At 64.3% G+C, this 12,347-nt stretch carries 11 protein-coding genes; 6 read left to right on the top strand and 5 right to left on the bottom strand.

Annotated features, from left to right (window positions below; genetic code table 11):
• Positions 1-117: 117 nt before the first annotated feature.
• The 3 genes from LQ249_RS22230 to LQ249_RS22240 all read left to right on the top strand — a co-directional run bounded on the left by LQ249_RS22230 (position 118) and on the right by LQ249_RS22240 (position 3,971).
• Positions 118-1,407, top strand: coding sequence for a M18 family aminopeptidase (locus LQ249_RS22230; RefSeq protein WP_169865522.1), 1,290 nt, complete (start codon positions 118-120; stop codon positions 1,405-1,407).
• A gap of 146 nt (positions 1,408-1,553) precedes the next feature.
• Positions 1,554-1,730 (top strand): hypothetical protein, encoded by a 177-nt coding sequence (locus LQ249_RS22235; RefSeq protein WP_169796378.1) that lies wholly within the window; start codon positions 1,554-1,556, stop codon positions 1,728-1,730.
• A 72-nt stretch (positions 1,731-1,802) separates the two neighbouring features.
• On the top strand, positions 1,803-3,971 hold the full coding sequence (locus LQ249_RS22240) for a mechanosensitive ion channel family protein (protein WP_057003885.1): 2,169 nt from the start codon (positions 1,803-1,805) through the stop codon (positions 3,969-3,971).
• Positions 3,972-4,044: 73 nt separating this feature from the next.
• Here LQ249_RS22240 and LQ249_RS22245 read toward each other — a convergent pair whose 3' ends face one another.
• The 5 genes from LQ249_RS22245 to LQ249_RS22265 all read right to left on the bottom strand — a co-directional run bounded on the left by LQ249_RS22245 (position 4,045) and on the right by LQ249_RS22265 (position 8,827).
• Entirely contained in the window at positions 4,045-4,266 is a 222-nt protein-coding gene (locus tag LQ249_RS22245) for an MbtH family protein (protein WP_017845810.1), read from the bottom strand.
• A gap of 82 nt (positions 4,267-4,348) precedes the next feature.
• Positions 4,349-5,761 carry an aspartate aminotransferase family protein gene (locus tag LQ249_RS22250; RefSeq protein WP_046382551.1) on the bottom strand — a complete coding sequence of 471 codons (1,413 nt, stop codon included), beginning with the start codon at positions 5,759-5,761 and terminating at the stop codon, positions 4,349-4,351.
• Between the two features lie 174 nt (positions 5,762-5,935).
• Positions 5,936-6,703 (bottom strand): N-acetylmuramoyl-L-alanine amidase, encoded by a 768-nt coding sequence (locus tag LQ249_RS22255; protein ID WP_046382550.1) that lies wholly within the window; start codon positions 6,701-6,703, stop codon positions 5,936-5,938.
• Between the two features lie 124 nt (positions 6,704-6,827).
• Positions 6,828-8,147: an ATP-binding protein gene (locus LQ249_RS22260; RefSeq protein ID WP_046382549.1), complete on the bottom strand. Its 1,320-nt coding sequence runs from the start codon at positions 8,145-8,147 to the stop codon at positions 6,828-6,830.
• On the bottom strand, positions 8,147-8,827 hold the full coding sequence (locus LQ249_RS22265; RefSeq protein WP_046382548.1) for a response regulator: 681 nt from the start codon (positions 8,825-8,827) through the stop codon (positions 8,147-8,149). The genes LQ249_RS22260 and LQ249_RS22265 overlap by 1 nt, the downstream gene beginning before the upstream one ends.
• A gap of 177 nt (positions 8,828-9,004) precedes the next feature.
• Here LQ249_RS22265 and dsbD point away from each other — a divergent pair, with 177 nt between their 5' ends.
• Genes dsbD through dsbG form a run of 3 tightly spaced genes read left to right on the top strand, consistent with a single transcriptional unit; the run spans position 9,005 to position 12,329 of the window.
• Entirely contained in the window at positions 9,005-10,732 is a 1,728-nt protein-coding gene (gene dsbD, locus LQ249_RS22270; protein ID WP_232565914.1) for a protein-disulfide reductase DsbD, read from the top strand.
• Positions 10,732-11,592: a TlpA disulfide reductase family protein gene (locus LQ249_RS22275; protein WP_046382546.1), complete on the top strand. Its 861-nt coding sequence runs from the start codon at positions 10,732-10,734 to the stop codon at positions 11,590-11,592. The genes dsbD and LQ249_RS22275 overlap by 1 nt, the downstream gene beginning before the upstream one ends.
• Positions 11,568-12,329, top strand: coding sequence for a thiol:disulfide interchange protein DsbG (dsbG, locus tag LQ249_RS22280; protein WP_017845803.1), 762 nt, complete (start codon positions 11,568-11,570; stop codon positions 12,327-12,329). Before LQ249_RS22275 ends, dsbG begins: the two co-directional genes overlap by 25 nt.
• Positions 12,330-12,347: the final 18 nt, after the last annotated feature.

Genomic DNA, 12,347 nt, shown 5'->3' on the forward strand with positions numbered 1-12,347 from the left:
GTGAACAAATGCAGTGACTGACACTCCGCCATCGGGGGCAAGCCCCCTCCCACATTTGTGCTGTGCACTTCTCGCCATCGAACGGTAAACTCCGCGCATTGCTGTCTGGAGCTATTTATGCGCGAAGCGTTGAATCAAGGCCTGATCGACTTCCTCAAGGCCTCCCCTACTCCTTTTCATGCCACTGCGACCCTGGCCCAACGCCTCGAAGCGGCCGGTTACCAGCGTCTCGACGAGCGCGACACCTGGACCACCGAAGCCAACGGGCGCTATTACGTGACCCGCAACGACTCCTCGATCATCGCCTTCAAGCTCGGCCGCCACTCGCCGCTGCAGGGTGGTATCCGCTTGGTCGGCGCCCACACCGACAGCCCGTGCCTGCGGGTCAAGCCGCAACCCGAGCTGCAACGCCAGGGTTTCTGGCAACTGGGCGTCGAAGTCTACGGCGGCGCATTACTGGCGCCGTGGTTCGACCGCGACCTGTCCCTGGCCGGCCGCGTGACCTTCCGCCGCGACGGCAAGGTCGAAAGCCAGCTGATCGACTTCAAGCTGCCGATTGCCATCATCCCCAACCTGGCGATCCACCTGAACCGTGAAGCCAACCAGGGCTGGGCGATCAATGCCCAGACCGAACTGCCGCCGATCCTCGCGCAGTTCGCCGGCGACGAGCGCGTGGACTTCCGCGCCGTGCTCACCGAGCAGTTGGCTCGCGAGCACGGGCTGAACGCCGATGTGGTGCTCGATTACGAGCTGAGCTTCTACGACACCCAAAGCGCCGCCGTGATCGGCCTCAATGGCGACTTCATCGCCGGCGCCCGCCTGGACAACCTGCTGTCGTGCTACGCCGGCCTGCAAGCCTTGCTCACCAGCGAGACCGATGAAACCTGCGTGCTGGTGTGCAACGACCACGAAGAAGTCGGCTCCTGCTCGGCCTGCGGTGCCGATGGCCCAATGCTCGAGCAGACCCTGCGCCGCCTGCTGCCCGAAGGTGATGAATTTGTCCGCACCATTCAGAAATCGCTGCTGGTATCGGCCGACAATGCCCACGGCGTCCACCCGAACTATGCCGACAAGCATGACGCCAACCACGGCCCGAAACTCAATGCCGGCCCGGTGATCAAGGTCAACAGCAACCAGCGCTACGCCACCAACAGCGAAACCGCCGGTTTCTTCCGCCACCTGTGCATGGCCGAGGAAGTCCCGGTGCAGAGCTTTGTGGTGCGCAGCGACATGGGCTGTGGCTCGACCATCGGCCCGATCACTGCCAGCCACCTGGGCGTGCGGACCGTCGACATCGGTTTGCCGACGTTCGCCATGCACTCCATTCGCGAACTGTGCGGCAGCCATGACCTGGCACATCTGGTGAAAGTGCTCGGCGCGTTCTACGCAAGCCGCGATCTGCCCTGATCCAAAGGCCGAATGCAGTTAAACATATGGGAGGAGCAAGCCCCCTCCCACATTTGGCTTCGCGTGGACCTGATCTATATCACCTGCATTTCCCGCAATCCCACCTAGACTTGTCAGTATTCCCACTCTGAGAAGGCCATCGCCTCATGATCACCATGTCCTCCTTCCACGCCATGCTCATCCCTATCCTGATCGGCATGATCATGCTCGCGGTCGGCTTCAACTTTCGTGACAAGCCCCTCGGCGTGTTCAGCATGTGGATCGGCATGCTGTTGATTCTGGGCACCGTGGTTTACAAGATCCTCGCTAAACTCGCTGAATAACAAATGCACTCGCATTGGGCATAGGGGCCTCGTACACTCGGTCAATTCGTCGTTTTCAAGGTTGACCGCCTCGTGCTTTCCCGTCTGCTTGCCCTGCCCTGCTGTTTGCTGATCGCCCTGCTCACCCTGCTCCCGCTCGCCCCGGCCCAGGCCGTGGGTTTGCCCGGGCTGCTGGGTGGCACCAGCAAGCCGCAACCCCAGGCCGAGCTGCCGCTGGGTCAGTCGCTGGACGAGGTGATCAAGACCCTGGAAAACGACCAGCAACGCACCCAGTTGCTCAACGACCTGAAAAAGCTGCGCCAGACCACGCAAAAGGCCCAGCCGGCCGCCGAACAAGGCGTGCTCGGGCTGATCGGCAGCACGCTGTCCGGCCTTGAGCAGCAGTTTTCCGGCGCCGACAGCCCGCTGGGACGCTGGTCCGACGAAGTGGACATGGCCACGGATGAACTCGAGGCCTTGATGCTGCCGGCCAACGAATGGCTGCCGATCATCTTCGGTTTTGCCCTGATCCTCGCCGTGTGGAGCCTGCTGGCCGCCGCGCTGATCTGGCTCAGCCACCGGGTGCGCGAACGCTTCGGCCTGACCGAAGAACTGCCGCAACACCCGCGCACCTGGGACATGCTGCGCTTCGCCCTGCGCAAACTGGGGCCGTGGCTGATCGCGCTGGTGATCACCGTGTACCTGAGTTACGCGTTGCCCTCGTCCCTGGGCAAATCCCTGGCGATGGTGCTGGCGTATGCGCTGGTGGTCGGCACCTGTTTCTCGGCGATCTGCGTGATCGCATTCTCCGTGCTCGACGGTCCCCATCGCCGTCACGCGTTGTATATCCTGCGGCGCCAGGCGTTCCGGCCGTTGTGGTGGATCGGCAGTTTCGCCGCCTTTGGCGAAGCCCTGGGCGACCCCAGGCTGGTCGCTGCGCTTGGCCAGCACCTGGCGCACACGGCGGCAACCGTCGCCAATGTGATGGCCGCGTTGTCCACCGGCGTGTTCATCCTGCGCTTCCGCCGGCCGATTGCGCACCTGATCCGCAACCAGCCGCTGTCCCGCCGCCTGACCCGCCGCGCCCTCAGCGACACGATCGAAATCATCGGCACCTTCTGGTACATCCCGGCCCTGCTGTTGGTCGGCATTTCACTGTTCGCCACCTTCGTCTCCGCCGGCGACACCAGCACCGCCTTGCGCCAGTCGCTGCTCTGCACGGTGTTGCTGGTGCTGTGCATGGTGATCAACGGCCTGGTACGCCGCCATGCCCTCAAGCCGCAACGCGGGCACAAGCGCCATGCGCTGTACTCCGAGCGCTTGAAGAGTTTCGTCTACACCCTCGCCCACCTGCTGGTGTGGCTGACGTTTATCGAGCTGGGGCTACGGGTCTGGGGCCTGTCGCTGATCCGCTTCACCGAAGGCGACGGCCATGAAATCAGCGTCAAGCTGTTCGGCCTCGGCGGCACGCTGCTGTTTGCCTGGCTGATCTGGATTCTCAGCGACACCGCGATCCATCACGCCCTCACCCGTTCGCGCAAAGGCCTGGCCAACGCCCGTGCGCAGACCATGATGCCGCTGATCCGCAACGTGCTGTTCGTGACCATCTTCATCATTGCCGCCATCGTCGCCCTGGCCAACATGGGCATGAACGTCACGCCGCTGCTGGCCGGTGCCGGTGTGATCGGCCTGGCCATCGGTTTTGGCGCGCAGTCGCTGGTGGCGGACCTGATCACTGGCCTGTTCATCATCATCGAAGACTCCCTGGCCATCGACGACTACGTCGACGTCGGCGGCCACCTCGGCACGGTCGAGGGCCTGACCATCCGTACTGTGCGCCTGCGCGACATCGACGGCATCGTGCATACCATCCCGTTCAGCGAGATCAAGAGCATCAAGAACTACTCCCGTGAGTTCGGCTACGCGATCTTCCGGGTGGCGATCCCCTACAACATGGAAATCGACGATGCGATCAAGTTGATGCGCGACGTCGGCCAGAAAATGCGCAACGACCCGCTGCAACGCCGCAATATCTGGTCACCGCTGGAGATTCAGGGCGTGGAAAGTTTCGAGTCGGGCAGCGCGATTCTGCGGGCGCGCTTCAAGACCGCGCCGATCAAGCAATGGGAAGTGTCGCGGGCGTTCAACCTGTCGCTGAAACGTCATCTGGACGAGGCTGGGCTGGACCTGGCCACGCCGCGCCTGAGTGTGCAAGTGGTGACCGGCGCGTCGGGCGGGCTGGAGAAAGACAAGAACGCCTGAGTCCTGAGGGTCAATGTGGGAGCAAGCGGTCGAGCCCCCACATTGGATCTTCGCTGATGTCAGTGTCGCGGGCTCAAGCCAGCGCGGTGCCGTCCATTTTCTGGCGCAGGCTCAACGGCCGCATGTCGGTCCAGACCTCTTCGATGTAGGCCAGGCACTCCTTCTTCATGCCGCTCTTGCCCACGGTTCGCCAGCCTTCCGGCACGGCCTTGTAGTCGGGCCAGATCGAATACTGTTCTTCATGGTTGACCACTACCTGAAACAGGATGTCGTCGCGGTCGAATACTGAGGTCATTGCTGTTCTCCATCGCTCAAAGGCCGGCTGCGCACCACGCGCAGCGCTGATATCTGTAGGAACGTACCAGGCGGGTAAAAAATTAGAGGCTGGCGACCGCCGCAGCCAGGGCACGCCCGAAGATCTCGGCGACCTGGTCGATCTGGGCGGCGCTGATCACCAACGGCGGCAGGAAGCGCACCACGCTGCCATGGCGGCCGCCCAGTTCCAGAATCAGGCCGCGCTTGAGGCATTCGCGCTGCACCAGCGGCGCCAGTTGGCGGTGGACCGGCGGGTGGCCCTGGATATCCGGCGCGCCGTTCGGGTCCACCAGTTCCACGCCGAGCATCAACCCGCGCCCGCGAATATCGCCCAATTGCGCAAAGTCGCGCTGCAGGATGCGCAACTGCTCCGCCAGGCGCTCGCCCATCGCCGCCGCATGGCCGGCCAGGTCGTGCTCCTTGAGGTAGCGCATCACCGCCGACCCTGCCGCCATCGCCATCTGATTGCCACGGAAGGTGCCGGCATGGGCGCCCGGCAACCAGGTGTCGAGCCAGTCGCGGTACACCACCACCGCCAACGGCAGGCTGCCGCCGATGGCCTTGGACATCACCACCACATCCGGAATGATGCCCGCGTGTTCGAAGGCGAACATCTTGCCGGTGCGCGCGAAACCGCTCTGGATTTCATCGACGATCAACGCCACACCCGCCTGCTCGGTAATCCGCCGCAGGCCGCGCAGCCAGTCGAGGTCCGCCGGGATCACGCCACCCTCGCCCTGCACCACTTCGACAATCACCGCCGCCGGCAACAGCACCCCGGCTTCCGGGTCGTTGAGCAGGTTTTCCAGATAATGCAGGTTGACCCGCACGCCTTGCGCGCCGCCCAGGCCGAACGGGCAGCGGTAATCGTAGGGGAACGGCAGGAATTGCACGCCATTGCCGAGCAAGGCGCCCAAGGGTTTCTTCGGCCCCAGGCTGCCCATCAAGCTCAGCGCGCCCTGGCTCATGCCGTGATAGCCGCCCTGGAACGACAACACCGTGCTACGCCCCGTGGCGGTGCGTACCAGCTTCAACGCGGCCTCCACCGCGTCAGTGCCGGTGGGGCCGCAGAACTGGATTTTCGCCTCCTGCGCCAACGCGGCCGGCAACAGGCCGAACAGGTCTTGCACGAATTGGTCCTTGACCGGGGTGGTCAGGTCGAGGGTGTGCAACGGCAGTTCGTCGCTCAACACCTGCTGGATGGCGGCGATCACCACCGGGTGGTTATGCCCCAACGCCAAGGTACCCGCGCCGGCCAGGCAGTCGATGAAACGGCGGCCTTCCACGTCTTCCACGTAGATGCCCTTGGCGCGCTTGAGTGCCAAAGGGATGCGCCGCGGGTAGCTGCGGGCGTTGGACTCCTGCTGGCGCTGGCGTGCCAGCAGCGGGCTTTCGTCGAACTGGTAGAGCGTTTCCACGGGCGCCGGGCTGACCTGCACCCGAGCGTCTGCGATTTGGCTGGTAGCGACTGACATCTCTGGATCCCTCGATACGCGGGTGATGGTGACCAAACTGCCGATCCGTTGGCGTCTGGCCCAAGGGCCTGCGCGCGGATTGCCTGTTGTGGAAACGCACCAGCGTCGAATGGATTTAGGTGTTGTGGCGGTTAACGGACGGATCAAGCGCCGCCAATTGAGCCGCGCTCGCTGTCAAAGGCCCCGATACTTGTCATTCAGCGCATACAAAATCGCACACGTCTCAGCATCCAGGGCCCCGCCGTAATCCCTGGGCCGAAAGTGCATTTGAAACGCGCGGGTCCGCAGTTCGAACGCCTGGCGATTCTGCGCCGGTTTATACCCGTAGCGCTGAAACGCCCGCTCCACTTCCACCTCGGGCGGTAACCCGACACAAAAGCGGCGCTGATACATCGCCCGCGTTGCTTCATCGAACCAGGCCCCTACGCCCGCCTCGAACAGGCCGCGCCAAGGCAAGCGCGGCCCCGGATCGCTCTTGCGCCAGTACGCCACATCCGAATGCCCGAGGATGTCGCTCGGGCCGATGTGCGGGTAACGCGCGAGAATGTCGCGCAGCAATTCAATCAATACCTCCACCTGCTCCCGAGGGTACGCAGGAAAGGTAAACACCCCGCCCTCATCCCGCGCCAGGTTGACGACCTCGATGCCGATCGCGCGGCTGTTGAGGTTGTCCCGTCCGCCCCAGTGGCTCGCCCCGGCATGCCAGGCGCGCTGGCTCTCATCCACCAAGCGGAACACGCGCAACTCGTCGTAACCGGCGGCGCGGTAGCCGGGCTCGGCCGGATCAGGCAGCAGATAGTGCGCGCTGACGCCGTGTCGCGTCAGGGTGTGCAGGGATGACATAAAGGGCGCGGCGGTGTAATGCAGGACCACTTGCGCCACGGGCTCGCCGTTGCGTGCGTTGAAGTCCTTGGCGGGAAAACTGGTATCGATGACCAACATAAGAAGCGTCCTTTTCGGTACAGGCCGAGTCATTCGGCCCGTTCAAGCGCAAAACAATGACCGCCATCCTGAAGGGTTGAACGTCAGGCGGGCGGTAACTATTTGGCACACGAAAGAACGCGGGTCAGCGCCGCAGCGGCATGCCCAGATCGACCCGCAGGCCATCCGGCTGGCTGTCGAACGTCAACGAGCAGGAGCAGCGCTGGACGATCGCCTGCACAATCGCCAGGCCCAGGCCGCAGCCCTCGCTGTTGCCGTTGCGCCAGAAGCGCTGGGTCAGGTATTGCAGGTCTTCGCTGGCGATCTGTTTGCCGTGGTCGCGCACGCGGAACACCACCTGATCGCCGGCCATCAACACACTCAGCTCCACCCGGGTATCGGCCGGGGTGTGGCGCAGGGCGTTGTCCAGCAGGTTGCGCAGGGCCGCGACGGCCAGGCCCACCGGCATTTCCAGCGGGGTATCGCTGAGGTCGTCCGGCAGGATCAGGTCGATGCGCTGGTTATCGCCGGCGTTGGCATCCTGGATCGCCAGCCGTGCAACTTGCTCGGCACTCGACTGCACGCCGTCGTCGAACGACAGGCTGCCCTCCACCCGTGCCAGCAACAGCAATTGCTCGAGGGTGCGGTGCAGGCGGTCGGCGCCCTCCTCGGCATGGGCCAGGGACTGGTCGCGGGCCGCGCCGTCGGTCATGCGCGCCACTTGCAGGTGGGTCTTGATCGCAGTCAGCGGGCTGCGCAGTTCGTGGGCGGCGTCGCCGGTGAGGCGACGTTCGCGCTCGATGGTCTTGGCGATGCGCTGCAACAGTTGGTTCTGGGTGTCGAGCAGCGGTTTCAGCTCGCTGGGCAGCGGGTGGATCTGCAACGGTTCGAGGGAATCGGCGCTGCGCCGCATCAATGCATCGCGCATGCGATTGAGCGGCTGCAGGCTTTGACCGATCCCCAGCCACAGCAGGCACAGGCAGCCCAACAACGCCACACCGACCGGCACCGAGGCCGCCAGCAGGATCGACAGGTTCAACGCCTCGCGCTCCACCTGGCGGTCGGCGGTGGTAATGAACAGATCGCCACGGGCCAGGGTGAAGCTGCGCCACGCCGCGCCGTCGATGATCTGGTCGCGAAAACCGCTGCGATGGGATTCCAGCCCCTGGTCCGGCGTGGTGTGGCTGCGCGCCAACACTTCGCCGCGCAAGGAACTGACCTGACAGGCCATGCCGCCCGGCACGTTCAGTTGCTCGGCGCTGAAGTGCTTGCCCTCGGCGCTGCTCGCCAGGCCCGGCATCTGCTCCATCAAACCGGCGACCATACGCGCCGACGCGACCAGGCGCTGGTCGAGGGAGAACATCATCTGGTTGCGCAGATCGTTGAGCATCCAGGCCGCCGCCAGCGCCCAGATCAACACAAAAGCGGCGCCGAGCTTGAAGGTCAGGCGCAGGCGCAGGCTCATCACGAAGCGCTCTCTCCACCATCCGCCGGCCCCAGGCGGTAGCCCAGGCCACGCACCGTTTCGACGATGCCGTTGCCCAATTTGCGCCGCAGATGGTGGATATGCACGTTGAGGGCGTTGCTTTCCAGTTCGTCGTTGAAGCCGTAGACGCTGTCTTTGAGCTGTTCGCTGGAGAGCACGCGGCCCTTGTTGTGCAGCAGCGCCTGCAACAGCGCTTGTTCACGGCGGGAAAGGTCCACGGGCTGCCCGGCCAGCAGGGTTTCGCGGCTGCTCGGGTCGTAACTGAGGCGGCCATGTTCGATCAGGTTGACGCTGCGCCCGGCCACCCGCCGCAGCAAGGTTTGCAGGCGCGCGGCGAGTTCGCGCAGGTCGAAGGGCTTGAGCAGGTAATCATCGGCGCCGGCTTGCAGGCCGTCGACGCGGTTGGTCACCGAATCCCGCGCGGTGAGGATCAGCACCGGAATTTCCAGGCCCTGGCTGCGCTGTTGTTGCAGCAACTTGAGGCCGTCTTCGTCGGGCAGCCCGAGGTCGAGCACCATGATGTCGAATTCGGCAGCCTTGAGCATCGCCCGCGCGGCGGCGGCGGTGGCCACGCGCTCGACGGTAAAGCCCTGGGCACCGAGGCCGGCCACGATGCCGCTGGCGATCAGTTCGTCGTCTTCACAGACCAGTACGTGCATGCTGAACCCTTCATGAAAGATGCGGGGGATTAGAAGACAGATCGATTAAGCGCGCATTATGCCGGCAAAGTTCGCAACATCAGATAATCCCTACGCTCTAGAATAGCGTCCGGTTAATCATCGGTTAATCAACGCCACACATTGTGTGCCTCACTTGCATCGAACTAAGGCTTGACCATGCGGCATCTATTTACCTTACTGCTGATGTTGTTCGCGGGATTCGCCCAGGCTGCGCCGGGTAACCCGTTCGAGACCAAACCCGACTTCCTCCCGGTGGGCAAGGCCTTCACCTTGACGTCCGAACGCCTGGAGTCCGGCGAAACCCAGCTGTTCTGGCAGATAGCCGATGGTTATTACCTGTACCAACAACGCATGAAGTTCGACGGCCTCGCCGAAAAACCCGCGCTGCCCGAGGGTGAAGCCCATAGCGATGAGTTCTTCGGCGAACAGCAAGTATACCGCCAAGGCCTCGAAGTGAAGATTCCGGCGGGGACGACCGGCCAGGTCAAGCTGGGCTGGCAGGGCTGTGCCGATGCCGGCCTGTGTTACCCGCCACAGTCGATGACCGTGGACCTGGGCGGCAACCCGGCCGTCGCCGCCACCGCACAAGCCCAGGACCAGAGCCTGGCCAGCGGCCTGCAGCAGCGCAGCCTGGGGTGGAGCCTGCTGGTGTTCTTCGGCCTGGGCCTGTTGCTGGCGTTTGCCCCGTGTTCGTTGCCGATGCTGCCGATCCTCGCCGGCCTGGTGGTCGGCAGCGGGGCCAACCCGCGTCGCGGTTTTGCGTTGGCCGGCAGCTACGTGGTGTGCATGGCGCTGGTGTATGCCGCGCTGGGCGTACTGGCCGCGCTGCTCGGCAGCAACCTGGCGGCGCTGCTGCAAACCCCGTGGATACTCGGCAGCTTCGCGGCCTTGTTCGTGATCCTGGCCCTGCCGATGTTCGGTTTTTTTGAACTGCAACTGCCGGTGGCCCTGCGCGATCGCCTCGACAACGTCAGCCGCAACCAGAGCGGCGGCAGCCTGATCGGCGCCGGAGTGCTCGGCGCGCTGTCCGGCCTGCTGGTCGGTCCCTGCATGACCGCGCCCCTGGCCGGCGCCCTGCTCTATATCGCCCAGAACGGTAATGCACTGCACGGCGGGCTGATCCTGTTCGCCATGGGCATCGGTATTGGCGTGCCTCTGTTGCTGCTGGTGACCGTGGGCAACCGCTTCCTGCCCAAGCCGGGCACCTGGATGAACGTGCTCAAGGGCGTGTTCGGCTTCCTGTTCCTGGCCACCGCCGTGTTGATGATCCGCCCAGTGGTCGGGGAAAACCTGTGGCTCGGCCTGTGGGGCGCGCTGGCCATGGCCATGGCCTATTGCGGCTGGCGCCTGGCCCAGGATTTCGGGCGGGTCGCCATGCTGTCCGGCGCCGTTTCCGTGGTGCTCGGGTTGTGGGGCGGCTTGCTGCTGGTCGGTGCGGCAGGTGGCAGCGACGATGTGTGGCAACCGCTGAAGGTCTACAGCGGCTCGCGGATCAGCGGCGCGCCGAGTGCCCACGATGCGTTCATGACGATCAACGACCCGGCCGTGCTGCAAAGCCAGCTCGACAGCGCCAAGGCCCAGGGCCAATGGGTGCTGGTGGATTACTACGCCGACTGGTGCGTGTCATGCAAGATCATGGAAAAACAGGTGTTCGGCAAACCCCACGTAATGGACGCCTTGAAAGACGTGCGCCTGCTGCGCCTGGACGTCACCGCCGACAATGCCGCCAGCCGCGCACTGCTCGATCGCTACAAAGTGCCGGGGCCACCGAGCTTCGTATGGATCGGCCCGGACGGTGAAGAACGCCGCGCCCGACGCATTACCGGCGAAGTCGATGCCGATACGTTCCTGCAACGCTGGACCCAGACGCGGGATGCCCGCTGATGCTGACCCTGACCATCGGCACCTTCGCCATCGCCCTGAATCACATCCTGCTGATCGGCGCGCTGATTCTCGCCACTCTGGTGGGCTGGCGCGTGGCCAAGCGTGGCGGGGAGAACCCGGAGTCGGTGCTGTTCAGCCTGTTCCTGCTGGGCATGTTGACGGCCCGCGTCAGCTTTGTGCTGATGTACTGGAGTTACTACCGCAACGATCCACTGCAGATCGTCGACCTGCGCGACGGCGGCTTTCTCGCCTGGCCCGGCGTCATTGCACTGATCCTCGGCGCGCTGCTGTATGGCTGGCGCCGCCCGGCCCTGCGCAAACCGTTGAGTGCCGGGGTCATCACCGGCCTGCTGTTCTGGGGCATGACCAGCCTGTCGCTGAGCCTGTATGACAAGGGCTCGCGCCTGCCGGACATCACCCTGCGCAACGCCAACGGCGAGGTGGTGCAACTGGGCGATTACCAGGGCGGCCCGCTGGTGATCAACCTGTGGGCCACGTGGTGCCCGCCGTGCCGTCGGGAAATGCCAGTACTGGAACGCGCCCAACGCCAACGCCCCGACGTGACGTTCCTGTTCGTCAACCAGGCCGAAAGCATGCAAAGCGTCAGCACTTACCTGGCGACCCAGGGCCTGACCCTGGACAACGTCTTGTTCGACGCCAGCGGCCGCCTCGGCCAGGCCGTGGGCTCCATGGCCTTGCCGACCACGCTGTTCTACCAAGCCGATGGACGCCTGATCAACAGCCACCTCGGTGAACTGTCCCAGGCCAGCCTGGCCCGTGCCATGGAACCCTTCGACACCGCCCCCGCCGTCACGCCCCCTACAAGGAAACCGACATGCCCCGCCTCCGCCACCTGCTGACCCTGTTATCACTGAGCATGGCCGCCACCCTGGCCCAGGCCGAAGACTGGCCGGCCCCGATCAAACAGATCGAAGCCAAGGGCGCCAAGATCCTCGGCAAGTTCGACGCCCCCAGCGGCCTCACCGGCTACGCCGCGCAGTACCAGAACCGCGGCATGGCGCTGTACCTGAGCGCCGACGGCAAAAGCGTGCTCGCCGGCACCCTGTACGACGCCCAGGGCAATGACCTGAGCAGCGCGCCCCTGGAACAATTGGTGTACGCGCCGATGGCCAAGGAAGTCTGGGCGAAGATGGAAAAAAGCAGCTGGATCCAGGACGGCGACACCAACGCGCCGCGCACGGTCTACCTGTTCAGCGACCCCAACTGCCCGTACTGCAACATGTTCTGGGAACAGGCGCGGCCCTGGGTCAAGGCCGGCAAGGTGCAGTTGCGTCACATCATGGTCGGCATCATCCGCCAAGACAGCCCAGGCAAATCCGCCGCCCTGCTGGCCAGCCCAGACCCGCAAAAAGCCCTGCAAGAACACGAAGCCGCCGGCAAGGGCAGCAAGTTGCAGGCGCTGGACAAAATCCCGGCGGCGATTGAAGCCAAGCTCGAGGCCAATATGAAGTTGATGGATGAGCTGGAGTTGTCGGCGACGCCAGCGATTTTCTACCTCGATGACAAGGGCGGTTTGCAGCAACAGCAAGGGGCGCCGTCGCCGGATAAGTTGGTGAAGATCCTTGGGCCGAAATAGGCGGCGTCTGGACTGACG

It is taken from the genome of Pseudomonas sp. 7-41 (assembly GCF_021233075.1).
In the GTDB taxonomy this organism is placed as follows: Bacteria; Pseudomonadota; Gammaproteobacteria; order Pseudomonadales; family Pseudomonadaceae; genus Aquipseudomonas; species Aquipseudomonas veronii.

Bases quoted from the DNA above. Each gene is read 5' to 3' on its own strand.
- LQ249_RS22230 (WP_169865522.1), top strand. From the start codon at position 118: ATGCGCGAAGCGTTGAATCAAGGCCTGATCGACTTCCTCAAGGCCTCC.
- LQ249_RS22235 (WP_169796378.1), top strand. From the start codon at position 1,554: ATGATCACCATGTCCTCCTTCCACGCCATGCTCATCCCTATCCTGATC.
- LQ249_RS22245 (WP_017845810.1), bottom strand. From the start codon at position 4,266: ATGACCTCAGTATTCGACCGCGACGACATCCTGTTTCAGGTAGTGGTC.
- LQ249_RS22250 (WP_046382551.1), bottom strand. From the start codon at position 5,761: ATGTCAGTCGCTACCAGCCAAATCGCAGACGCTCGGGTGCAGGTCAGC.
- LQ249_RS22255 (WP_046382550.1), bottom strand. From the start codon at position 6,703: ATGTTGGTCATCGATACCAGTTTTCCCGCCAAGGACTTCAACGCACGC.
- LQ249_RS22260 (WP_046382549.1), bottom strand. From the start codon at position 8,147: ATGAGCCTGCGCCTGCGCCTGACCTTCAAGCTCGGCGCCGCTTTTGTG.
- LQ249_RS22265 (WP_046382548.1), bottom strand. From the start codon at position 8,827: ATGCACGTACTGGTCTGTGAAGACGACGAACTGATCGCCAGCGGCATC.
- dsbD (WP_232565914.1), top strand. From the start codon at position 9,005: ATGCGGCATCTATTTACCTTACTGCTGATGTTGTTCGCGGGATTCGCC.
- LQ249_RS22275 (WP_046382546.1), top strand. From the start codon at position 10,732: ATGCTGACCCTGACCATCGGCACCTTCGCCATCGCCCTGAATCACATC.
- dsbG (WP_017845803.1), top strand. From the start codon at position 11,568: ATGCCCCGCCTCCGCCACCTGCTGACCCTGTTATCACTGAGCATGGCC.